Source organism: Pseudomonas sp. BNK-7, from assembly GCF_048072025.1.
Lineage (GTDB): Bacteria > Pseudomonadota > Gammaproteobacteria > Pseudomonadales > Pseudomonadaceae > Aquipseudomonas > Aquipseudomonas danubii.
The window spans coordinates 4,809,116-4,833,443 of record NZ_CP182252.1; the positions used below are offsets into that span (position 1 = coordinate 4,809,116).

The following is a 24,328-nucleotide window of genomic DNA, read 5'->3' on the forward strand; positions in this document are numbered from 1 at the left end:
TCAATCCAGCTTCTTGCGGGTGCACAGGCGTGCAGCGTTCAACAGGAACACGGCGTAGGCCGCGAGGATTGCGAGGTTCTTGGCGATCAATGGCCAGTTGTTGCCAGCCAGGAACAGGGTCTTGACCAGTTCCATGAAGTAAGTCGCCGGCAGGATCGAGCCCACCACGCTGATGAACGTCGGCACATTGCGCAGATCGAAGAGGAACCCCGAGAGCATCAGCGCCGGCAGGAAGCTGAAGATGATCGCGATCTGGCTGGCCAGGAACTGGTTGCGTGTCTTCGCTGAAATCAGCAGGCCAATGCCCAGGGTGACCAGCAGGTAGAGCATGGAGCTCAGCAGCAGGAGCACCAGCGCCCCCTGGATCGGCACCTCGAACAGCAGCCGCGCCGAAACCAGGCACATCACCAGGCCCAGCAGGCCCACCAGGAAATAGGGAATGATCTTGGCCAGGAGTATTTCGATCGACCTGACCGGGGTGACGAACAGTGATTCGAGCGTGCCCCGCTCCCACTCCCGGGCCAGTACCAGAGAGGTCAGGAAGGCACCCACCAGGGTCATGATCAGGGCGATGAGCCCGGGCACCAGGTACCAGGTACTGCTGTTGGCGGCGTTGAACCACATGCGTTCGACGACCAGCACCCGACCGGCCGACTGGGGCTGCCCGGAGCGGTCGAACTGCTGCTGTTGCCAGACATTCAGCGCGCCCCTGACATAGCGTCCAAGGGTCGCCGCGCTGTTGGCATCGGCGCCATGCAGGAGCAATTGCAAGCGCGCATCCTGCTGTTCGAGGCGCCTGGAAAAATCCGCCGGCACGCGAACGATGCCGTCGACCCGACGCTTGTCCATCAGTGCTTGGGCCTCGGCCATGCTGGTCACCTGGACCACCGAGAAGTAGTCCGAACTCGCAAGCTTCGCCACCACGCTGCGGGCGCTGGGGGAGCTGTCTTCCAGGACCACGGCCAGCGGCGTGTTGCGAATGTCCAGGGACAGGCCGTAGCCAAATATCAGGATCAGTACGATGGGCAGGACAATGCCTATCGCCAGGTTGCTCTTGTCGCGCATCAATTGGCGCAACTCCTTTCGGGTGAGCGCAATGAGCCTGCGCCTGAACCCTGAGGCGGATCGATTGGAGTCAGTCATGGTCATTCCTCACTGCACCGGGGCGCTGGCCTGGGCCCGAGCACGCTCGACCACGGCAATGAAGGCGCTGTTCATGTCGGCAAGCGACTCGCTGCCCTGGTGGCGTACCTGTTCCGGAGTGCCCAGGGCCAGCAGCCGTCCGGCATCCTGGATGACGATACGGTCGCAGTACTCGGCCTCTTCCATGAAGTGGGTGGTGATCACGATCGTCGTGCCGCTTTGCGCCAGGGCGGTGATACGGCGCCAGAACGCCCGGCGGGCCAAGGGGTCGATACCACTGGTGGGTTCGTCGAGAAACAGGATCTGCGGCTCGTGCAGCAGCGCGACCGCCATGGCCAGGCGCTGCTTGTAGCCACCGGGCAGCTCGCCGCTGCGCAGGTGCTTGTGTTCGTCGAGGTCGAACTGTTCGAGCATCAACGCCACCCGCGCTTTCAGCTTCGCGCCGTGCAGGCCATAGGCGCCGCCGAAGAAGCGCAGGTTCTCCAGGGCCGACAGGTTCGCGTACAGGGCGAACTTCTGCGAGACGTAGCCGATCTTGCGCCGCGCCGCCGCCCGTGCGGTACGCAGGTTGACGCCAGCCACCTCAAGGTGCCCGCTGGAGGCGGGAAGCAAACCGCAAAGCATGCGAAACGTGGTGGTCTTGCCGGCTCCGTTGGGGCCCAACAAGCCGAATATCTCGCCCTTCAACACCTCGAACGAGGTGCTGGCAACCGCGGTGAAGTCCCCGAACTTGCGCACCAGGTCGCGGACCTCGATGACCACCGCACGCCCAGAGGCAACGTCGCCCTGGCCGTCGCTGGCGGGCACCTGCGCCGGCTCGTCCAGGCTTGCAACGCTGCCAACCTGCTGCCGGAGCAACACCATGAAGCCATCTTCGAGGCGGGCCTCCAGCGCCTGGGGAGAGGCCTGGCCAGCCAGGGATGGAATGGCCTGCAGAGGCACCTGGGCGCTGCGGATAAAGCGAACCATGCCGCCTTCGGGCACGGCATCGATGATGTGTTCATTGTCGTCAAGCAAGCGCGCCTGCAACAGCCTGGCCGGGGTGCCGGCCTCGGGGTCGACGCCATAGCACAGGCCCTGCGCCAGATGGCACAACTGCGCCGGTGGCCCCTGGGCGATCAGCCGCCCCTGGTACAGCACAAAGACCTGGGCGCAACGCTGGGCCTCGTCCATGTAGGCAGTGCTGATCAGCACCGTGAGGTTTTCCTGCTCGATCAGTTGTTCGATGATGCTCCACAGTTCCCGCCGCGACAGCGGATCCACCCCCACGGTGGGCTCGTCCAGCAGCAACAGTTGCGGTGAACGGACCAGGGTGCAGGCCAGCCCCAGTTTCTGTTTCATGCCGCCGGAGAGCTGTCCGGCCAGCCGGTCGCGAAAACGCGTCAGGTCCATCATCTGCAGCAAGCGGGAAAAGCGCTCCTCGCGCTGCTGGGCGCGCACGCCATGCAGGTCGGCATAGAGTTCGAGGTTTTCCTGGATCGTCAGGTCTTCGTACAGGCCGAACTTCTGCGGCATGTAGCTGATGAGGTCCTGCACCTGCTGCGGATCTGCGGCGACGTCCAGCCCCAGCACCTTCAACAGCCCTTCGTCGGCCTTGAGCAAGCCGGCAATCATCCGCAACAGGGTGGTTTTTCCGGCCCCGTCCGGCCCCACCAGGGCACTCAACTTGCCACTGGGCACCTCCAGAGAAACCTGCTCCAGAGCCAACTGCTCTCGCGTTCCACTGCGAAAGCGCTTGACCAGTTCAACAGCCTGAACCGTTACCGCTGGCGCACTCATGGCGTGGCCCCGGCCACCGGTGCCTGGTCAAGGTAGACGGTCGCCGGCATACCGAGCCGCAGGCGATCGTCAGGGTCCTTGACCAGTACCCGGATCTCGTAGACCAGGCTGGTGCGCAGGTCTTCCGTTTCCACCGACTTGGGGGTGAATTCGGCAACCGAGGAGATGTAGCCGACTTTGCCGTCGATGGCCTGGTCAGGAAAGCTGTCGGTGTAGACCCGCGCCCTCTGGTCCGCACGTATGTGGCCCAACTGACGTTCGTTGACATAGGCCCGTACCCACTTGGGGTCGGTCAGGGCCAGGGCAAACACCGGGCGCTGCGGCGAGGCCATATCCCCCGGCTCCAGCAAGCGCGTGCGGATCCGGGCCTGGGTCGGCGCCTTGAGCTGAGCGCGCGCCAGGTAATGTTCCAGCAGGTCCAGGTCGGCCCTGGAGGCTTGCAGGTCGGCCGTGGCCTGGGCGATGTCTTCATTGCGTGGGCCGATCTTGGCCAGGGTCCAGGATTCGCGCTGCTCCTGCGACTGGGCCTTGGCCACTTGCAAGCGGGCGGCTGCCTGGTCCAGGCGTTGCTGGCTGACGCCCTTGCCCTGGGTGTCGTCCGCGATCCTGCGCAGGCGCTGCATGTGCAGTTGAGCCAGCTGCATTTGCGCCTGGGCGGCATCAAAACGTGCCTTGGCCTGCTCGACCTCTTGAGGCCGTGTGCCATTCTTCAAGCGCAGCAGCGCCTGTTCCTGGGCGCCGATCCTGGCCTTGGAGCGATTTATTTCCAGGCGCAGTGTGCGTGTGTCGAGTTCCGCCAGGACCTGGCCTGGCTGCACCAGGTCGCCCTCTTCGGCATACAGCGCGGCGATTCGCTCACTGCCGTCGAACGCCAGGGACACCTGGCGAATGTCGACGTTGCCATGGAGCTTGAGGTGGTCGTTCTGCTTCTCGGGGCGAAGGAGAAACCAGGAAACACCCGCTGTGGCCACCAGCAGTACGGCAACCCCTACAATCAACTGCTTCTTCATCCATGAGTCCTTTGTTTGCCAAGGCCTAATTAAAATTCAATTTGAATTTAAATTAGAAAATAACAGATACTGGCCATGAAGCAACCCCCCGCTCAGACCACGAGGAACATCATGAACACGCGACGCAGAACCAGCAGAAGCGACGGCGAACACACTAAAATCCGCATTCTCGATGTGGCTGCCCGCCTGTTTGCCCAGCATGGCTATGCCAACACCGCGAGCAAGCTCATCTGTGAAGAAGCCGGCGCCGACCTCGCCGCCATCAACTACCACTTCGGTAGCCGGGAAGCCCTGTACAAGGCAGTGCTGATCGAGGGACACAAGCAGCTGGTGAGCTTCGAAGCCCTGTCGCAGCTGGCGCAAAGCGAAGAGCCGGCGCTGATCAAGCTCGATAGCTTCATCGATGCCATCGTCACCCGGGTGCTCGATGAGCAGAGCTGGCAAAGCAAAGTCTGTGCACGGGAAATACTGGCGCCCACTGTCCATTTCACCAGCCTTGTGCAAGAAGAAGTGATGCCCAAATTCCGTCTGCTGGAAGCGCTCATCAGCGAGATCACCGGCTTTCCGATCGGTGACCCGGCGCTGGCGCGTTGCACCATCAGCATCATCGCGCCCTGCCTGATGCTGGCGGTGATAGATCGCCAGCAGCCCAGCCCGCTGCAAGCCGTCCTGCAACACGACGCCAACGCCCTGAAAGCCCACTTCAAGCTGTTCGCCAGGTCCGGCCTCGCGGCCATTGCCCAATAGTCGGCTCACACCGCCAGACTGCCAGGCTGATTGTGCAGGGCGCTGCCCAGCACAGTTTTGACCCGCGACATGACCTGGGCGTCGAGAAAGAAATGGCCACCGGCAAACACGAACTGCTCGAAGCCGCCCAGGGTGTAGCGCCGCCACTGCTGCATCTGCGCAGGCGGCGCAATCAGGTCCTGGGCGCCGCTCAGGCAGATCATGCGGGTGTCCAGCGGCTGCGGCTGGGCACCGGCGTAGGAGTAGACCATTTGTATGTCGGCCTGAATGATGGGCAGGTACATCTGCATCAGGTCCTCCTCGGCCAGCACCACCGCCGGCACGCCCCCCATGGCCTGCAGCGCGGCGATGGCCTGCTCTGCCGGCAGCTGGTGCAGCGGTGCTACCCGTTGCCGCACATGGGGCGCAACCATGCCCGAGAGCATCAGTTGCTGCGGCATTGGCAACCGCCGCTCCTGCAGCACTCCGGCGACCGCAAAGGCCAGCAAGGCGCCCATGCTGTGGCCGAAGAAACAGCAGGGGACGTCATCACCAAACTGCTCCAGGCAGTCGGCCACGTCATTGGCCGCCGCCTGCATGTCGCTGTAGCAGGCCTCCTGGCTGCGACCCTCGCGGCCCGGCAGCTGCAAGGCATACAGGTCGACCTGGTCGTACAGGGGCAGGAACCAGCGATGAAAGACCGAGGCCCCACTCCCGGCATAGGGAAAGGTGAACAAGCGCATCTTGCCCCGAGGCCGGCTGGCATAGGGAAACCAGGCGTCCTTGGCCACGCGTGATGGAGTTCCCATGGGTCAGCCCTCCACCTGCCTGGCCAGGGCGAAGCGATCGACCTTGCCATTGGCGTTGCGTGGCAGTGCATCCAGGCACAGCACCTTGTCGATGATCATGTAGCGAGGCAGGCGCTGGGCGCAGTGGCGCTTGAGGTCGATCAGCGAAAGAGCGTCCCGGGTGTGAGCGACCAGCACGCCCCACAACTGCGCGTTCATCCCCTCCCCGACCACCAGTACGGCGGCCTCGCTGACCTGGGGATGGGCCAGCAGCGCGGCTTCGACTTCCCCGCGCTCGATCCGGTTGCCACGCACCTTGAGCATGTCGTCACGACGCCCCAGGTATTCGTAGTTGCCGTCAGGCCGCTGCCTGACCATATCGCCGGTCTTGTAGGGCCCCTCCTGAGCCGGCTTGGCGAAATAGCCCAGCATGACCGTAGGCCCCTGCACCACCAGCTCACCTTCTTCACCCACTGCGCAGCGGCTGCCGTCAGTCTTTTGCGCCCACACCTGGTTGCCGGAGGCGGCCGTGCCGATGGGCACCGGGAGCACGCGCTCGGGATCGATGGCGCCGACCTCGAATGCGGTGCACACATTGGTTTCCGTGGGGCCGAAGAGATTGGCCAGACGCACATCGGCATAGGCCGCGCGCAGGTCACGCAGGTGCTTGATCGGAAAAGGCTCGCCGGCGAACAGCAGCACCCGCAGGGTGTCCTGGATATCGCTGAGCAAGTCGCCGTCTTGCATCATCATCATGAGTACCGAGGGCACCGAGTACCAGATGCTGATTTCGTGCTGGCGGATGAAGTCGGTCAGCAGCCGCGGCGAGAACGCGATCGACTCGGGAACCAGGCACACCGTCGCGCCCACATTGAGCGCGCAGTAGATGTCCAGGACCGACAGGTCGAAATGCAGGGGGGCATGGTTGGCGAACCGCTCGCCAGGCTGGAAGCAATAGCGCTCGCACGCCCAGTCGACGAAGGCCAGGGCATTGCCGTGGCTGAGCGCAACCCCTTTGGGCACGCCGGTGGAACCGGAGGTGTAGAGGATGTAGGCCAGATCGTCCGGCTGGATGTCCAGCGTCGGCACGAGGCTGGAGCCGGTATCGATGTTGCGCCAGTAGCCGGCGCTGGCCGGGTCGTCCAGGACCACGCTGCGCACCTGGGCAAGCGCGGAGCCGGCGAGTTCTTCCAGGCGTGCCGCGGTGCAGAGAACCAGCACGGCCTGGGAATCCCCGGCGATCTTTTCCAGGCGCGACACCGGGCTCAGAGGGTCCACCGGCACATACACCACCCCCAGCCGCAGGGCCGCCTGCATGACCGCCACCAGGTCCACCGACTTGTGCGCCCAGAGCAGGATCCGCTGCCCCTGCCCGACCCCCAGGGCACAGAGCATTGCCACGAATTCCCGGGTCCTGAGCTCCAGTGCCTCGTAGCTCAAGGCATCCTGCTCATCCACCACCGCCGTCTGCCGCGGGTAGCGGGCAAGGCTGTGCATCATCCGTTCATGGAGCAGCTTCATAGCTTCAGCTCCCGGGCAATGATCTCGTGCTGCATGTCGCTGGTGCCGGAAAAGATCGTAGTGCCGATGGAATCACGCAGCATCGCCTCGATCCCGAAAGATTCCAGGCAGCCCCGGCCGCCGAAAATCCTCACCGCATCGATGCTCGATGCCAGCGCCCCCTCACTGATGGCCAGTTTCGACAGGGCAATGTTGAGCTGCCCCGGATCGCCCTGGTCCATGCCCCAGCACGCCCGGAACAGCAGCAACCGCGCCGACTCCAGGCGCAGCTTCATTTGCGCGATACGGTGCGAAACCGCCTGGTTGTCGCCAATCGGCTTGCCAAACTGGCGCCGGGTGCGCGCATGCTCGATGGCCTGTTCCAGTTGCCGCTCCATCATCCCCAGGAACGCTGCGAACAGGCAGGCACGTTCCCAGCCCATGGAACTCTGGAACACCTGCCGGCCCTGCCCCTCCTCACCCAGGCGGTTGACCTCAGGAACCATGCAATCGTCAAAGAACACTTCACCCGCGGGGCAGCTTCTCAGGCATACCTTGTCCAGGGGCTCACTGACCCTGAGCCCCGCAGTGCTGCGGTGGACGATAAAACCGCTGACCCCCAGGGCACCGTACTCGGGCTGGGTGGTGGCATAGGTCACGAAGATGTCGGCAATCGGCGCATTGCCGGCAAAGCTCTTGTGGCCGTCAAGGCGATAGCTGCCATCGGCCTGGGGCCAGGCACGGCTCTTCAAATTGCTGGAGTCGGAGCCGGCCTCGGGTTCGGTGATCGCGTTGGAGCCGATGAATTCACCGCTGGCGAGTTTGGGTAACACATCGCGTTTGGTTTCCGGTGTTGCGAACTCGACGATCGGCATCGCACAGGCAAACTGGTGGGCCGCCGCCGCGAACACCAGGCCCATGTCGGTGCAACCCAGGCCAAAGGCGTGCATGGCAATGGCCGTCGACAGTGCACCCAGGCCCTGGCCACCGTATTCCCGGGGAATCGACAGCCCCAGCAACCCGGCCTCGCCGCAGATCGCCCATTGCCGGGCGGTGAAATACCGCGAGTGTTCATTGCCACAGGCCGCCAGTTGCTCGGCACACACCTGGGCGATCATGGCCGCATGTTTTTTCTGGGTATCGTCGTAGTTGAAGTCCATTTCAACTCTCCTTGCGCAGGGAAGGTTTTCTGAAGGATCGATAGAAAATCAGCCGTCCGACCTCTGAGGGCACTTGCATCAGGCCCCACCAGAGCGCCTTGAGCTTTCTCAAGGTGGTCAGTTGATAGACACGAGCGTGAGGATTAGCAAAATCAAAAATAGGCGGCACAAAACTGGCGTTGGCAAGCTCCGTAAAGATGCTGCTCGCCGCCTGCGCAGCTGAGACATTGGCGCTTTTGACGTCATCACAAAGGCCCAGCGTAGTGTTGAGAATATCCTTGTACCCCTGATACAGAGGCATCCAGAAACCGTCCTCTGCGAGCTGGTCGATTTCATCGAACACTCGCGGGTCCAGGTCCTTGGCAAAGGCATCGTTGATCTTGCGCGCGGTGATGGTGGCGGCAATCGACTGCAGCAGCCAGACACGGGCGAAGGCATTCCACAGTTCGGGGTCGCGAAACGACACATAGGCCGCTGAGGCGATCCGGTCACTCAAGCTGATGATGCTGTCCTGGATCAGGACAAAATCATTCAGGGCCGGGCTGCGGTAGTCACCGCTGTGCGCCGCCTTGATCAACCGGTGCCCCAGGGCCAGGACCAGTTCCGCAGCATTGGACAGCTTGCGCGAGAACAACAGATCGTTGCTCGCGGCGCCCTCATCGAACATCAGGCAGCGGCGTTCGAGCGCCGTGCGATAGACCTGCCGGGGCGGCTGGCGCAGCGCCCACTCGCGTACCCGCCGGGCGCCGGACAGGTGTCGCCCCAGGCCGGGGTACAGCTCGATCAGGCCGGCCAGGACCTGATCGCCGTCCATGCTCGGGCAGAGGTCCTCACGCAGTGAAACCAGCACGCTGACCAAAGGGTTGTGCGAGTGCTGGTGGTTGTTGAACGGGATGACCCCCACCCAGCCCCCATCGAACACGTGATGCAGAGTGCCGCCATGCCACTGGCCGGGAAAATCGCCCTGCACGCACTCATCGAACGGCACCACCCCGAGCATATGAGTGGAGAATTCCAGGGTCCGGGTCTTCTGCATCGAAGGCTGGCTGACCAGGCCCGCCTGCCGCGCCAGCACCTGGCCACCCTGGCTGCCATCGACCATGAAATCGGCAGTGACCCAGCGTCCCAGCGCCGTAGCTACCTTGACCCCGCTGTCCTCGACCAGCACCTCGGGGCTGTTGTCGATCTCCACCAGCTGCGCGCCATAACCGATGGCCGCCGCCAGCAGGTAGGCGTCGATGTCGGGCCTGAACAGATGGTTCTCGCCATGCTCGGAAGGCACGTTGAATTGCAGCGCCTGGCCCAGGTCCACCGCCCGGCTGCGCTGGTGATAGATGAACCCGAGGTTCTTCTTGACCCCGGAAGACGGCATCACCTTGTGCTGGATATCCCGGGTGCGGGCGATGTTCTTTATTTCCGGCACGCCATAGCGGTCGGCAATCAGCTCGAAAATCATCGAGGTATAGGGAATCGTCGCCTCACCGGTAAGGTCGGGGGGCATCTGCCGGTTGCGCAACAAACCGACCCGGACCTTGTTCCGGGCCAGGCAGGCGGCGAGCATGATCACGCTGATGCTGTTGCCCGCCAAGAGAATGTCGTAATGCTCTGGCGCCTTGCCAGACTGCACATCGTTCATAACCACCTCAATCACAGATCATGGGTCTGGGTTGCACTGCCTGCGGCCCGTCAGGCCTCGGCCACGCAGCCCTGTTCCTTTATCGAACGGGCCAGGAAGTCCGGCCACATCAGGCCCGGACACTCAAGAAACTCGCGGGCCTTGATCTCCAGCTTCAGATCGCGCCGGCAGCGGGCGACCATGTCCATCACCAGCAGCGAGTCCAGGCCGAAGTCCATCAGGCTGCCGCCATCCTCGAGCTTGGCCCGCACCTGTTCGGTCTTGACCCCGAGCAACTGCGCGTACTGCTCCCACACGTAGTCATCCAGCAATGCCAGGGCGGCGGCTTCGTCGGCGCCCGCCAGTTGCTGCAGGATCTCCACGTTGCTGCTGTCGCCGGCCCTGGCGGTCGGAGCCTGGCTGCGGATGTACTGCAGCAGCGGTTGCGGGCCGCGGGATTCGAGCAGTGGCTTGAAGCGATTCCAGTCCACCCCTGACACCACCAGCTGAGGCAGCTCGCTGGCCAGAATCCGCGACAGCAGGCCGACGTTCTGCACTGGGGCGATCTGTTTCAAGCCAACGCTGGTGAGGAAATTCAGCACCTGCTCGTCGAACAGGTGACTGCCGCCGGCCCACAGTCCCCAGTCGATCACCAGGGCACTCAGGCCCATGGCCCGACGCTGCCACGCCAGGCTGTCGAGGAACTGATTGGCGGCTGCGTAGCTGGCGACATGCTGCGAACCCCAGACACTGGCGATGCTCGAACACAGGGCAAAGAAGTCCAGGTCCAGCCCCAGGGACAGTTCGTGCAACAACCAGGTGCCCTCGACCTTGGGCCGCATCACCTGGTCGAAACTGTCACGGTCGACGTCCTTGAGGTCCTGCGGAATTGAAATCCCGGCGGCATGGAAGATGCCCTTCAGGCTCGCGCCCGACGCCTCCAGACCGCAGAACAGCCGCTGCATGTCCTGGGGCGAGGTGATGTCGGCCTGGACGTAACTCACCCGCGATGCCGCAGCGCCGAAGCGCTCCAGGCCCGTAGCAACATCCTCCAGTGGCCGCCGGCCGGTGATCAGCACAGCGCCAGCGCCTTTATCCAGAAGCCACTGGGCCATGGCCAGGCCAATTCCGCCCATGCCGCCGGTAATCAGGTAACTGCCCTGCGGGCAAGGCGCATAGGCCTGTGCTGGCAACTGCGCAGCGCTGAAATGGTTCAGGCGCTGGACATAGCGCTTGCCCGGGCGCAGGCAGATCTTGTCCTCGCCATCGGGGTCGCTGACTTCTTCGGCCAGGGCCCTTGCCCAGTGAGGATCGTCGGGGGCCAGGTCGATCAGCCCGCGCCAGTGTTCGGGGTGCTCCAGGGCGAGCGTCTTGCCCAGCCCCCACAACGGCCCGGTCGCCACTTGCAAGGGCTGGTCGCGATCCAGGCCAACGGCGTTTGCCCCTTGGGTCACCAGCCACAACCGGCCACCGCGCGGGCCCAGTTCGATGAGCGCCTGGACCATCTCCAGCAACGGGTGGAACAGTGTCGCCTGCAGGCTCGACAGGCTCTGCAGCGTGGTCGAGCCGGCATCCTCGATGTCTTTGCCATCGAGCACGATGATATCGGCGGCCAAGGCCTCGCCTTCATCGGCCAATGGCTGGCTCGGGTCCTGGGCCAGCACCCTCCGTGCGCTATCGAGCAACTGCTGCGGGCACAGGACCCGGGTACGATGCCCGCCACGCTGCAGGTGTTCGACCAGGGGAGCGGCGGTCTCTGGAGAGCGGCTGACCAGGGTGAACAAGCGGTCCTGCTGCGGCACTTCGGCGCGCTGGCGAGGGCGTTCGAGCCAATCCAGGCTGTAGAGCACGTCGGGCTGGTAAAGCATGCCGCGCAGCGCCTCCTCACTCGGCGCGGCAGCCAGGGTCAGCCCTTCCAGGCTGCCTACACACTGGCCGTGGGCATCGTACAAGGCGCAGTCGAACTGCTGCGGATGTGCCTGGCTCGTGGCAATCACCAGGCTTTGTGCCCGGGGCGAAGCGGACCGGCTGGCGACCCAGCGGCGGATGCCGCTTATCGAGCCCGGCGCATCACCCGGCGCCGCCTGCCCCAGGTACTCGAGGACCTGCCCAAGGCGATTGCCGTGCGGATCGGGTTCTGCCGGCAACTGCATGTGATAGACAAAGCCTGCGTCCTGGGCGGCGGCATGGCCCGGGTCCGGCAGGCCGCCACGGGTGACCGCCGGCATGCCCTCCAGGGTCAGCGACAGGACCGGCTGCCAATCGGCACCGGCAACCTTGGCCGCTGCGCTCAGGGCCGAGCAGTTGACCTCCCAGGCCGCCCCGGGCAGCGGCTTGAGTTCGGTAAACAGATGCAACTGGTCATCGACATGGAACGCCAGGGCCGGGGTGATGCTGGCGAGGCTCACCCCATAGGTGTCCAGCTGCAAGTGCCCGGCCAGCTCATCGCTCAGGGCTGCCAGCAACCGGTCAGGACGCAGCAGCGCCAGGTCATCGCGGATCTCGCCGCCCACGGCCTGCAGGAGCGCGCTATCCAGCGTCGACTCGAATGCCGGAGTGGGTGCATTGACCGAGTGCCCCAGCAGCCGGCCGACCGCTCCCGCAGCGACCTGTTGCAGGGGCGAGCCGCTGGCGTTGTCGAACCAGTAGCGCTGGCGCTGAAACGCATACCCGGGCAAGGCCTGGCGCAAGGCCCCGTCATGCTCGTGCAGCCGGGCCCAGTCGAGGTTATGGCCGCCCACGTAGAGCTGCGCGGCGGCCAGGCGCAGGTCCCTGGGCGGATCGCCGGCCCGGCGCAGGCTGGCCAGGACCAGGCTGTCGTGCGCCAGGGGGTGACGGCCGATCAGCGGCGTCAACACAGCATCGGAGGCCACTTCAAGGAAGGTTTTCACCCCCAGCTCTGCGATCAGGGTGTTGACCCCTTCGCTGAACCTCACGGCCTGGCGGGTGTGCGTACACCAGTAATCGGGCGAGCTCAGGCTGGAGAGCGTATGCACCCGGCCAGTGACACTGCTGATGACCGGCAAGCGCGGCTCGCTGAAGGTGATCTGCGCCACCGTCTGGCGGAACGCTTCAAGCATCGGCTCGGTGGCTGCGGTATGGAAGGCATGGGAAACCGCAAGCTTCTTGACCTTGCAGCCGCTGGCGAGCGCCGCTTCGGCCAGCGCCTGGACCTCGGCCTGCGGCCCGGCCACCACCACGTCCTGCGGGCTGTTGACCGCCGCCAGTTCGATTGCGCTGCCGGGCCGGTCCTTGAGCAGCTCCAGCAGTTGCGCCTCGCTCATGCCCAGTGCGTACATCGCGCCGCCGGCCGTCATCAGTTGCTGGGCCAGGCGCCCACGCGCCTCCACCATACGCAGCGCGTCAGCCAGGGATACCGCCCCGGCCACACAGATGGCACTGATCTCGCCGAAACTGTGTCCGAACAGCGCATCGGCAGCGACCCCCCAATGCATCCACAACCGCGCCAGGGCATATTCAACCGCGAATATCGCCGGCTGGGCATAGCGGGTCTGTTGCAGGTAGCTGTCACTGGCCGCACCCGCGTCCAGCACCAGGGTCAGCAGGTCCACGTCCATCAGCGGCTGCAACAGGGCGCGGCATTCATCGATCTGCGCCTTGAAGAATGGTTCGCTGTCATACAGTGCCTGGGCCATCGCCCGGTACTGGCAGCCCTGCCCCGGAAAGAGCATCACCAGCGGCGCCGCCGCTCCCTGGCAGCGCCCTTCGAATACATGGCCCACCACCTTGCGTGACGCATAGGCCGCCAGTTGCTCGCGCAGCCCCTCACGGCTATCGGCCACGGCCGCGAAACGATGGCCAAAGTGCGCCCGCCCGACGTTCGCCGTGTAGCACAGGTCCTTGAGTTCGAGCTGGCTGTTGTCGGCGATAAAACGTTCATAGCGTCCGGCAATCTGGCGCCGGGGCGTCTCGCCCTTGGCCGACAGAGTGATCAGCTGCCAGGGATTGTCGCGCCCCTGGGCACGTTCGCGTAGCGGCGCGTCGCCCACTAGCACATGGGCGTTGGTGCCGGTGACACCAAACGAACTGACACCGGCGTGCCGCGCCTTGCCCTGGCGTGGCCAGGGCGTGGATTCGGTGACCACCTTCAGGGCCAGGCGATCCCATTCGATCCGCGGATTGGGCGTGTTGAAATGCACCTGGGGCACCAGGGCCTCTTGTTGCAGGCACAGCAGGACCTTGGCCAGCCCGGTCACCCCGGCGACCGGTTCGAGATGCCCCATGTTGGCCTTGATCGAGCCCACCAGCAGCGGCGCATCCACGGGCCGCTGCTTGCCCAGTACCGCATGCAGGGCGTGCAGTTCGATCGGGTCGCCCAGCGCGGTGCCGGTGCCATGGGCCTCGACATAGTCGACCTCGCTGCCCTGGAGCCCGGCCTGGCCGAGCGCCAGCCTGATCACCTCTTCCTGGGCGTGGATGTTGGGCACGGTGATGCCGCTGCTGGCGCCGTCATTGTTGACCGCACTACCCTCGATCACGGCCAGCACCGGGTCCTGGTCGCGTACCGCATCACTCAGCCGCTTGAGCGCAAGGATCACGCAGCCTTCGGCACGCCCGTAGCCATCGGCCGCAGCGTCGAAGGTCTTGCAGCGGCCATCGGGGGCCACGGCCCGCAGCTTGCTGACCAGGATGAAACCGTAGGGCGACAGGATCAGATTGACCCCACCGGCCAGCGCCAGCTCGCTCTCGCGGCTGCGCAGGCTGTTGCAGGCCTGGTGCAGGGCCACCAGGGATGAGGAGCAGGAGGTGTCGAGCACCACCGCCGGGCCCCTGGAGCCCAGGGTGTAGGCAATGCGCCCGGCCACGAAACTGGTTTCGCCATAGAACTGGTAGGCGTTGACGTCCTCGACCGCGCCCAACTGCTGGCGCAGGCGCACGTAATCATTGGTACTGACCCCCATGAACACGCCGAGCTTCTTGCCATGCAGGCTGTCGGGGGCGATCGCGGCGTTCTCCAGGGCCTCCCAGGCGACCTCCAGGGCCAGGCGCTGCTGGGGGTCCATGCCTTCGGCTTCCTTGGGCGAAATGCCGAAGAAGCCCGGGTCGAACTGATCCACCCCCTCGATGAAGCCGCCACGCATGACGTAGGCCTTGCCGGGTGCCTGGGGATCAGGATGGTAATAGTCGGTGCCGTACAGACGGTCGCGGGGCATGTCGCCCACCGCATCGGTGGCATTTTTCAGCAGGCTCCACAGCCGCTTCGGTGTGTCGGCACTGCCCGGCAGCCGGCACCCCAGGCCCACTACGGCGATCGGCTCGACAGGCGCCGAGCTCTTGCCGGCCACCTTTTCCTTGAGCGCACGGATGGTGGTGATTGCCTGAGCAAGACTCTCTTGCAGCTGTTCCTTGCTTACATCGCGGACATCGTTATCCATAAAGGCCTCGATCAGTGATTCTCTGGCAGTGGTCATCCAGCCCCAGGGCTAGTAATTGGCGATATCGCGCAGCTCGTCTTCGAGAGCACCAATCAGCTCGGCCCGTGACAGTTCATGCAGGTCCTGATGCCGCGACGCTGGCGACACAGGTTCGGGCGCCGTCACCGGCTCCCGGGTTTCAGGCGCCAGGAGCTGGCCCATGAGGTAGTCCGTGACCTGTTCGATGGAGGTGTATTCGAAGCCGAAGGTCGAAGGCAGGTCGATGCTCAACGCCCGGCCCAGCCGTGAGCGCAGGTCCAGCGACATGACCGAGGACATGCCCATGTCGAAGAAGCCCTTCCTGACATCGAGCTCCAGGCCATCGGCAACGCCGAACACTTGCCCCACTACCTCGCAGACCAGCGCCTGCATGGCCCGGCGCTGCTGCAGCGGTGGCAGGCCAATCAGCTCGGCCAGACGCTGATCCGCGGCGCTATCCGCGGCGCCCAGGTGTTCGAGCAGGGGCCAGCGCAGCACGCTCAGGTACAGCCCTTTGAGTTGTTGCCAGTCGACATTGAGCAGCCCGCACTGGCCCTGGCCGCCCAGCACGCGAGCTATGGCTTGCACTATCTGCGAGCGCTGCAAAGGCTGCAGGCCGCTGCCTTGCATGGTCGTGCGGGCGGCGGCGTCCTGCTCAAGCTCCTGTTCGCTCTGCGTCAGGTGCAGCAGCTGGCAGTTCAACCCCTGGCGCCGGCGCTGTGCATGCACCCACGAGGCATACGCATCGGCAATCGCCGAGCGGGCGAAGCCGGCCCCGCCAAGCAGGGAAGACACACTGCCCAGGATCAGGAAGAACGCTTCGGGGTCATCGATCAGTTGGTGAAGCTGCTGCAAGACCTCAAGCGGCCGAGCGCTTTCCTGCATTCGCACGACAAACTCTGGCTCCTTGAGTGCAACCGTGCGCCAGTCAAGATCGAGGTGGATAAAGCCGGCGATGCGGTCTTGCGCTCGCAGCGTCGCGAAGGTGTCAGCCAGGTTTTCCCGGCTCAGGTCCGAGAGGCTGCTGATCGCCATCGCCCCGGGCATCCGCTCAGGCATGTGCAGTTGCCCGGGGGCCTCGCAGAGCAGCAGCACACGCTGCACACCCCGCTGCCCGAGTGCCGTCAGCACAGGCTCCAGGTCACATCCCGGGACGGCATGCAGCACAACGGTTCCGTTCAGCGCCGGCGGCTCCAGGCGCTGGAGCGGGTCGGTTTGATCCTCCACCAGGTATTGCACCTCGACCCGGGCGCCGCTGATCGCAAAGTGATCATGGCCAGGTTGGCCGTGCAACAGCCGGCAGAGGCTGGCGTAGCTTCTTCCGTCGCTGCCCTGCAAAGTCACCAGACCGCCCCACCAGGCAGGATGCTCCAGGGCGAAGATATGCGCGGCGCCCTGCCAGGTGGCCTGGACAGCGCCCATGGCCGGCGATGCAGCATCCCTGGCATGAAGGGCGAACCAGACCGGCTTTGCCGGTGTTCCGACGCTGGCAATCGCACCGGCGAAGGCCTGTACCAGCGCCGCAGAGGCCACCAGGGATACACCGAGGTCGTCGGCCTCCTGAGCATCAGCGCCGGCAACGATCACCCCCAGGCAGGACGGATCGGCCACTGCCCCGCGCAACGCCGAGGACAGTTGGCGGGCCAGAGGTTGTTGCCCGGCGTGCAGCTCGATGACTTCGACCGGACGCTGTTCAGCCGCGAACGCCGCAGCCAGTGGCTGGACTTCGGCGGTGCTCCAGGCCAGCACCATCCAGTAGCCCTCGCGTTGCCGAGCACCCTCGCCCGGCATCGGATAGTCCTGCCATTGGCGAACGATCATCGGCAGGTCGAGGGGTGCGCTCTGGAGGTCGGGCAAGTACCACGAACCAGGATGGCCAAACTGCGGACCTTCGAACAGTGCCAGCTGGCAACCCCGGGCATCCACTACCTGCAGGCTGTCGGGTTTGTCGGCGTCATGGCCGGCCAGCACAATCCATACCTGCGCCGGCAGGTCTGCCCATACCTGGAGCCCGGAGAACCCGACCAGCGCGGCGGCGTGGGCGCCTTCAAACAGCTCGACCACACTGGCCAGCAACTGGGTCTGGCGCTCGGCCGCCGTCAGGGAGTGGGCAAAGCGGTACAAGGCCCGCTGCCCGCCCGTGGCCGCACACCCGGACCATGGGCACAGGCCAACGTCCGGCGCCGGCGCTGAAGGCTCATCGAGCATCGACACCGCGCGCAGGGTTTGCTCCTGCAACTGCGCTGCACAGTCGACCAGGGTTCCGCTCATGCAGACCTGGCGGCGCTCGTCGCCGGCCCCTTGCAAGGCCAGTTCGAAGCAGGCGTCAGCGGCCTGGCTGAGGTGGATGCTCAGGTGCGAAGTGAGGTGCTGTTCGCCGCGCAGACGCAGCTGGGCAATCTGCAAGTCGCGGATCTGCTGCACGCCCCGCGGTGTTTCCTGCACCGCCTGGAGCACGGCATCCAGCAACAGGTGAGTCTTGACCCTGTACCCCTGTTCGCCCAGCGGGTCGTAATGCCCGGCCTGGGGAGCGAGAGCCCCCGACCAGTACCAGAGCTGCCCGGCCGGCCGTACCAGCATCTGCAGGCAAGGGTGGCCCGAGGCTGCCCGGGCGGGCTGCACCGCCGTGGCCGGCTGCCCAGCGTCGATCCAGTAGTCGTTGAGCTGCCACGGATAGGTGGGCAACCCGATGGCCTGACAGCCGTCCGGCAAGCGCTCGGGGCCCGGCGCCTGGACGCCGCGGCCAAAGGCCTCGGCCAGGGTTGCCCAGGGTTCGCCGGCCGCGGGTTTGCGGTCATTGGCGATGGGGCTGCCGGCCAGCCAGGCCTGTAGTGCCTGAGCCAGCTCGCGGCAATCCTGGCCCTGGACGACCAGGCGTTCCTTGAACGCCGTGCGCCGCAGCAGCGCGTTGTAGCAGATGGTCTGTGGGCAGTGCTCGGTAGTGCCCAGGAAGGACACATAGCGCTGGGCCAGCTCCGCCAATGCCGCCGGGGTGGCCGCGGACAGGCACAAGGCCACTGGCGCGGTGGCGGGAGGCAAAGGCGCTGTCGCGGGCGCCGTGTAGCCCTTGAGCAGCACATGCACGTTGGTCCCGGTGAAACCAAAGGCACTGACCCCGGCCACCCGCGACTCCGGCCGGCCCGGCCAGTCCATGGCCTGATGCGCCAGCTTGAGGTTCATGGCCGCCCAATCGACACGGGTGTTGGCCCGCTGCAGATGGGCTTGCGGGGCAATCCGGCCGTGCTCCACCACCAGGCAGGCCTTGATCAGCGAAGCGATGCCCGCTGCCGCCTCGAGGTGCCCGATATTGGCCTTGACCGAGGCCACCGTCAGCGCCGGACTGTCGGGGCTGGCCTGGCGATAGGCGTTGTGCAGGGCGTTGAGCTCGATGGGGTCACCCAGCACCGTACCGGTGCCATGGGCCTCGACGTAGCTGACTTGCCCCGGATGCACGCCGGCGTTGGCCAGTGCTTCGCTGATCAGCGCCTCTTGCGCCGGACCATTGGGCACTGTCAGCCCGGCACAGGCACCGTCGTGATTGACCGCCGAACCGAGAATCGTCGCGACAATCGGGTCACGCTCCCGCTCGGCCTGGGCCTGGCGCTTGAGAATGACCACGCCGCAGCCCTCCCCTCGACCGTAACCGTCGGCACTGTCGTCGAAGGCCTTGCTGATGCCGTCCGGGGCCAATGCGCCGGCCTGCCCCATGGATTGAAAGATCGATGCCGAGGCGATGACATTCACCCCACCGACAATCGCGATGTCGCACTCCGCGGCACGCAAGCTGTTGCACGCCAGATGGATGGCCGTGAGCGATGACGAGCATGCGGTGTCCACCGTCAGGCTCGGCCCACGCACGCCGAGAAAATGTGAGAGGCGCCCGCAGATCGCCGAAAACGAACTGCCAGTGCCGTAGTGGGCATCCACGCCTTGCGCGCTACCCAGGACCCGGGTTTCGTAGTCGTGGGCGTTGGCCCCGACAAACACCCCGACCCTCTGTTCCAGCAGCTTCTCCTGAGGGATACCGGCCCGTTCCAGAGCCTCCCAGGCCACCATCAGCAACAGCCGTTGCTGGGGGTCCATGCTCCGGGCTTCCTTGGGGGAAATGCGGAAGAACGCTTCGTCGAACCCTTCGGGGCGCTGGATAAGGCTGGCAAACCGCGGGAAGGTTTCCTCCGGTTTGGCGCCGGCGAGCCGGGACGGCGGTACCGGCCCTACGGTGTCCGTCTGTTCCAGTATCAGCTTCCAGAGTGCCTCGGGGCTGTCGGCCTGGGGAAACCGGCACGCCATGGCCACCACGGCGATGCTCCCTGCGGCGTCGGTCGCCCCGGGATCGACCGTTACCGGGGTACTGGCCGGCTCCCGGGACAGCAGCCCTTCCAGGTACTGGCCCAGCCGGTTGATGGTGGGATAGTCGAAGCCCACGGTCGCCGACAGCTTGAGGGCGAACTGGCGTTCCAGCATGCGCTTGAATTCAACCAGGGAAATCGAGCTCAGGCCCAGTTCGAAGAAGCCTCGATCCGGGTCCGGGTCGGCACAGGCCACGCCGATGATCTGCGTCAGCAGTGCACCAATCTGCGCCCGCACATCCCCCACCGGCTGCGCCGCGCCGGGCACCTTGGCCGGTGCCGGCACTGCGACTTGTGCCAGCTGCGGCACGCTCAGCGCCACATCGTTGGCCTGGGCGCAGAGATTGCCCTGGGCGTCATACACCAGTACCTGCGCCCGCAGCTGGGACACGAGTCCCGCCGGCTGCGGCCGCGGCGCCGGGGCAAACCAGAAACGCTCCTGCTGCCAGGGATAGGCCGGCAGCTCCAGCGCCGCCTCCCTGGGTTGGAAGGCTTGCCAGTCGGGACCCGCGCCCCACTCGTACAGGCGGGCAACAATACTGGCCAGCTCCAGGGCGGCGTCGCCCTGCTTGTGCAAGGCGCCGCACACCAGCCCGTGGGTTCCCTTGTCGGCCAGGGCCTGGTTGATCGACGCCACCAGCACGGTGTGCGGGCCGACCTCGACGAACAGCCGGTGCCCCTGCTCGATCAACTGTTCAATGGCGCGATCGAAGCGCACGATGCCACGGGCATTCCTCGCCCAGTAGTCGGCATCTGCCAGGATCGGCTCCTCGGGCATCGCGCTGGTGGAAATCCAGGGCGTGTGCGCGGCAACCACCGGCAAATCCTCCAGCCCCGCGCGGATCTGCGTCAGGCACTCATCCATCTGGTAGGAGTGGAAGGCATATTCCGCCGGCATCAGGTAAGTGAAGATGCCTTCGTCACGCAGTTGCTGATCCAGAGCCTGTACAGCCTGCGGGCTGCCGGACACCACACAGCTGTTTCGACTGTTGACCACCGACAGTTCCAGTTGCGGGTTGTTCGCCAGACGCGACTGGAGCGTCGGCGCGGGCAAGCCCACCACCAGCATCCGCCCCTGCCCCAGGGTGTCCTTCATGGCCTGGGCCCGATGGTGGATGACCCGCACCGCCGACTCCAGGTTCAGTGCTCCGGCGCAATAGGCCGCGGCCACTTCCCCCATGGAGTGGCCGACCACCGCCGCCGGGATCACACCCCACTGGCGCAGGCATTCACTGATCGCCACCTGGATGGCAAAGATGCAGGGCTGGGCAAATTCGGTCAGGTGCAGGCGGGACCCACTGGCGTCGCTGCGCAGCTCGGCCTCCACCGACCAGTTTGCCCACTGGGCCAGCGCCTGGTCGCAACGCCGGATCATCGCCAGGAAGGCCGGCTCCCGTTCAAGCAGGTCGCGGCCCATTCCCACCCACTGGGCGCCCTGCCCGGTAAACACCAGCACGGGCCCGCGCCGATCCTCTTCGTCCGTCGCGCAGGCCAAGGTCGGGGCCGGCAACTGCTCCAGCTGGCTCTTCAATTGCGCGGCGTTCGCACCCACCACGGCCGACCGGTAGGGAAAGTGATCACGACGATGAATGGCGCTGGCGACAAAGGCTTGTAATTGCCCATCGTCCTGCTGCGGCAGATGAATGGCATAGGCCCTGGCCTGCTCCACCACGGCCTGCGCGGACCTGGCCGATACCGGCAGGACCCAGGGCCGGCCCGGTGCCGATGGTTCCTGCTGCGGCTGTGCCTGCCGATAGGCGCTGGCATCTTCGAGAATCATGTGGACGTTGGTGCCACTGAGCCCGAAACCGCTGATTCCAGCCAGGCGCGGCCGGTCGGGCAACGACTCGATCGCCGTGGGCACCGCCAGCCGGGAACGCTTCCAGTCCACCAGTGGGTTCAACTGTGCGAGATGCAGTTGCGCAGGCACCTCGGCGTGCTTGAGAACCATCATGGTCTTGATCACGCTGGCCATTCCGGCGGCCGCATCCAGATGGCCCATGTTGGCCTTGACCGAGCCCACCCACAGCGGTCGCTCACGCCCCTGGAAGGCACGGTCCAGCGAAGAGAGTTCGATCGGATCGCCCAGGGGCGTACCGGTGCCGTGGGCCTCGACATAGTCGATGTCGTCCACGCTCAAGCCGGCCACTTTCAGGGCCTGGCGGATCACCGCAGCCTGGGCATTGGCGTTGGGCACGGTCTGGCCGGCACTGGCGCCATCCTGGTTGATCGCCGAGCCCCTGATCACAGCCTGGATCGGGTCGCCATCGCGCAGGGCATCTGCCAGGCGCTTGAGCACCGTGACCCCGCAGCCCTCGCCCCGGACGATCCCGTCGGCCGCCGCATCGAATACCCGGCAGCGGCCACTGGGCGAGATCGCCCTGATCTGGCTCATGTAGATCGTCAGGTCCGGCGCCAGCATCAGGTTCACCCCTCCAGCCAGGGCCATGTCCGCCTCCCCTGCCTGCAAGGCGCGACAGGCCAGGTGCATGGCCACCAGGGACGAAGAGCATGCCGTGGTCACGGTCATTGCCGGCCCATGAACACCCAGGTGGTAGGCAATACGCCCGGCGGCGAAGCTGAATTCCTTGCCGGCGGCATAGTAGGGATTGATCTGTTCGATGCCGGCCTCGCGGGAATGCAGCGCCAGGTAATCCATGCCCAGCATGCCGACATAGACCGCGGTCCTGCTGCCTTTGAGCTGCTCGCGGGTCAGGCCGGCCCGGGCCACACTTTCACAGGCGACCTCCAGCAGCAGGCGCTGCTGCGGGTCCATTTCCTTGGCTTCAGAGGCCGAGATGCCAAAGTAATGCGCATCGAAGCGGTCGATGTGCTCGAGGAACGCCCCCACCTTGCTGTAGGTCGTACCGGTTTCAGCAGCGTTCTCATCGTAGATCGCTGCTGTGTCCCAGCGCTCTGCGGGAACCGGTCCGACAAAATCGGTCCCAGCACGAAGGAGCTCCCAGAATGCCTCGGGGGTCGATGCACCTTTGGCAAAGCGGCATCCACTCCCGATGATTGCAATGGGTTCAAAATCCATGGGCGCACGAGCATCCATTCAGTCATCTCCTTCGACTGGGTGTTTAGTGTTTAGAACGCGGGTTTGGCGGTAGGAACCTGCATGTCGCCCAGGTACTTGTGCCAGAGGTGTTCAGGGTCGCTTTCAACCGCAGCGATGATTTCGCGCATCTTGTCCAGCACTTCCAGGCGCTTGCCGCTGTAGACGTCCCCTTGCAGCAATTGCAGGATGTCCAGGCGGTAGCGTGGGTCTTGAACGAATGCGGTGAAGAGGATGTTCAGGCGGTAATAGAGCGTGATGAACTCATACCAGTTCTTGATGCCATTCCTGATCATGCCTTCGTAGTGAGTGAAACTGGACTTGCTGAAGTCGTTGTTCTTCACCGCCTCGATGATGTCGCCGCTGGCGATGCGCGCACTGTTGAGTGCAACGCTGACGCCGCTGGAGAAGATCGGGTCGACGAACCGAGCGGCATCGCCGATCAGCACGAAGCTGTCGCCACAGACTTCTTTCATGCCGTAGCTGTAGTCCGCCTCTTTCTTGAACGGGCGGACCTGCTCCGAGGCCTTCAGCGCGTCATGCAGGTTTTCCCGGGTCTTCACCGCTTCCCAGAAGAACTCTTCATAGGTGAGGTCGGAGTTGGTGTAGTTCTGCTTCTGCGTAACCACGCCCACGCTGGTAATGGTTTCGGTGATCGGGATCTGCCAGACCCAGGTATTGGTCATCGGCAGGAAGTGAATGAAGATGTAGTCGACCTTGTCCGGGCTTTGCGTCGCCGACTTGCGGTCGAAGTTGTCGAACCAGGAGTGAATCGCGAACTGGTTGAAGACCGGGTCCTTTTCTCGCAAGCCCAGCCGGCGGCCCAGCAGCACGTTGCGACCGCTGGCATCCACCACCATCTTCGCCTTGATCTCGACGCTGCGCTTGCCCAGCTTGGCATTGACAATGACATTGCCCGGGCTGAGAAACTCGACGTCAGCGATCTCCACGCCCTGGAAGACCTTGGCCCCCAGCGAACCTGCGTGCTCCAGAAGAATGCGGTCGAACTTGCCGCGGTCGACGTGGAACGTGAAGTCGCGATCGACCCCTTCCTGCTTGCGCTCGTTGAAGAGGATTTCCGCCGAACGGAAATCGTGGTCCAGCCCCTGGAAGCCCATCTTGTCTTCGGGGCCGGAATCTGCCGAGGTCCAGGCAGCGCCGAACTTCTTCGGGAAGTTGGCTTTCTCGATCTTTTCCATCACCCCGATTTCCAGCAGCACCGGAGTGGTGGCCGGTACCAGCGACTCGCCAACATGCTCGCGCTCGAACAGTTCTTTTTCGAACACCGCGCATTTGACACCGGCTTTTGCCAGGTAGGAGGCCATGGTCGAACCCGCCGGCCCGCCACCGATAATCACTACATCATAATCATGATCGCTCATTGCCCACTCCCTGTTAGGCGCACTCGGCCTTTAGTTGCTCGACAGTCCTGGATATTGCATTCAGGTCTTTGAAATATTTGCCGGTGATATGGGTACTTGGAATCGAGACACCCATTTCATCCCTGATGTAGACCATGAGCTTGACGATATTCATCGAGTTGAGAATGCCCCACTCCAGTAGTGGAGTCTGGTCATCAAGCTCATCTTCCTTTGCACTTGGCCCGATCAAATCTTCCATGATGTAGCGACGAATCTTTTCTTTAACTTCCTCTCCGTCCATAGACGTACGCTCCTGCACTCGACAATCGTGGGTTGGGAAAACCCGTCTACAATCCTCAATCAGAATGCACTTGTGAATAGCCGGTTTTGCAAAAGGCCTTTGCATATCCGCAAAGGCAAAACAG

At 64.6% G+C, this 24,328-nt stretch carries 12 protein-coding genes; 1 reads left to right on the top strand and 11 read right to left on the bottom strand.

Translation table 11 applies throughout. The features are described from left to right. Genes ACMGF8_RS21805 through ACMGF8_RS21815 form a run of 3 tightly spaced genes read right to left on the bottom strand, consistent with a single transcriptional unit; the run spans nt 1 to nt 3,932 of the window. Nucleotides 1-1,149 carry an ABC transporter permease gene (locus ACMGF8_RS21805; RefSeq protein ID WP_416757067.1) on the bottom strand — a complete coding sequence of 383 codons (1,149 nt, stop codon included), beginning with the start codon at nt 1,147-1,149 and terminating at the stop codon, nt 1-3. 3 nt (nt 1,150-1,152) lie between these two features. Beyond that, complete coding sequence (locus tag ACMGF8_RS21810) at nt 1,153-2,922, bottom strand: ATP-binding cassette domain-containing protein (RefSeq protein ID WP_207165967.1); 1,770 nt, start codon at nt 2,920-2,922, stop codon at nt 1,153-1,155. Further along, entirely contained in the window at nt 2,919-3,932 is a 1,014-nt protein-coding gene (locus ACMGF8_RS21815; protein WP_207165968.1) for an HlyD family efflux transporter periplasmic adaptor subunit, read from the bottom strand. The genes ACMGF8_RS21810 and ACMGF8_RS21815 overlap by 4 nt, the downstream gene beginning before the upstream one ends. 111 nt (nt 3,933-4,043) lie before the next feature. On the opposite strand from ACMGF8_RS21815, the gene ACMGF8_RS21820 reads away from it, so the two are divergent. After that, on the top strand, nt 4,044-4,679 hold the full coding sequence (locus ACMGF8_RS21820) for a TetR/AcrR family transcriptional regulator (protein ID WP_180988573.1): 636 nt from the start codon (nt 4,044-4,046) through the stop codon (nt 4,677-4,679). A 5-nt stretch (nt 4,680-4,684) separates the two neighbouring features. Here ACMGF8_RS21820 and ACMGF8_RS21825 read toward each other — a convergent pair whose 3' ends face one another. The 8 genes from ACMGF8_RS21825 to ACMGF8_RS21860 are packed head-to-tail and all read right to left on the bottom strand — an operon-like array spanning nt 4,685 to nt 24,204. After that, complete coding sequence (locus ACMGF8_RS21825) at nt 4,685-5,467, bottom strand: thioesterase II family protein (protein ID WP_207165969.1); 783 nt, start codon at nt 5,465-5,467, stop codon at nt 4,685-4,687. 3 nt (nt 5,468-5,470) lie between these two features. Continuing rightward, on the bottom strand, nt 5,471-6,967 hold the full coding sequence (gene pltF, locus ACMGF8_RS21830) for an L-proline--[L-prolyl-carrier protein] ligase (protein WP_207165970.1): 1,497 nt from the start codon (nt 6,965-6,967) through the stop codon (nt 5,471-5,473). Further along, the gene (gene pltE, locus ACMGF8_RS21835) at nt 6,964-8,106 is read right to left on the bottom strand and encodes an L-prolyl-[peptidyl-carrier protein] dehydrogenase (RefSeq protein ID WP_207165971.1); all 1,143 of its coding nucleotides are present in this window, start codon (nt 8,104-8,106) and stop codon (nt 6,964-6,966) included. Before pltE ends, pltF begins: the two co-directional genes overlap by 4 nt. 1 nt (nt 8,107) lies before the next feature. Then, entirely contained in the window at nt 8,108-9,742 is a 1,635-nt protein-coding gene (locus ACMGF8_RS21840; protein WP_416757068.1) for an NAD(P)/FAD-dependent oxidoreductase, read from the bottom strand. A 50-nt stretch (nt 9,743-9,792) separates the two neighbouring features. Next, a complete protein-coding gene (locus ACMGF8_RS21845) occupies nt 9,793-15,117 on the bottom strand; it encodes a type I polyketide synthase (RefSeq protein ID WP_416757069.1) in 5,325 nt (1,774 codons plus the stop codon). Between the two features lie 48 nt (nt 15,118-15,165). Continuing rightward, entirely contained in the window at nt 15,166-22,542 is a 7,377-nt protein-coding gene (locus ACMGF8_RS21850; RefSeq protein ID WP_416757070.1) for a type I polyketide synthase, read from the bottom strand. A 32-nt stretch (nt 22,543-22,574) separates the two neighbouring features. Next, nucleotides 22,575-23,924, bottom strand: coding sequence for an NAD(P)/FAD-dependent oxidoreductase (locus tag ACMGF8_RS21855; protein ID WP_011061079.1), 1,350 nt, complete (start codon nt 23,922-23,924; stop codon nt 22,575-22,577). A gap of 13 nt (nt 23,925-23,937) precedes the next feature. Next, nucleotides 23,938-24,204 carry a phosphopantetheine-binding protein gene (locus tag ACMGF8_RS21860; RefSeq protein WP_011061078.1) on the bottom strand — a complete coding sequence of 89 codons (267 nt, stop codon included), beginning with the start codon at nt 24,202-24,204 and terminating at the stop codon, nt 23,938-23,940. Nucleotides 24,205-24,328: the final 124 nt, after the last annotated feature.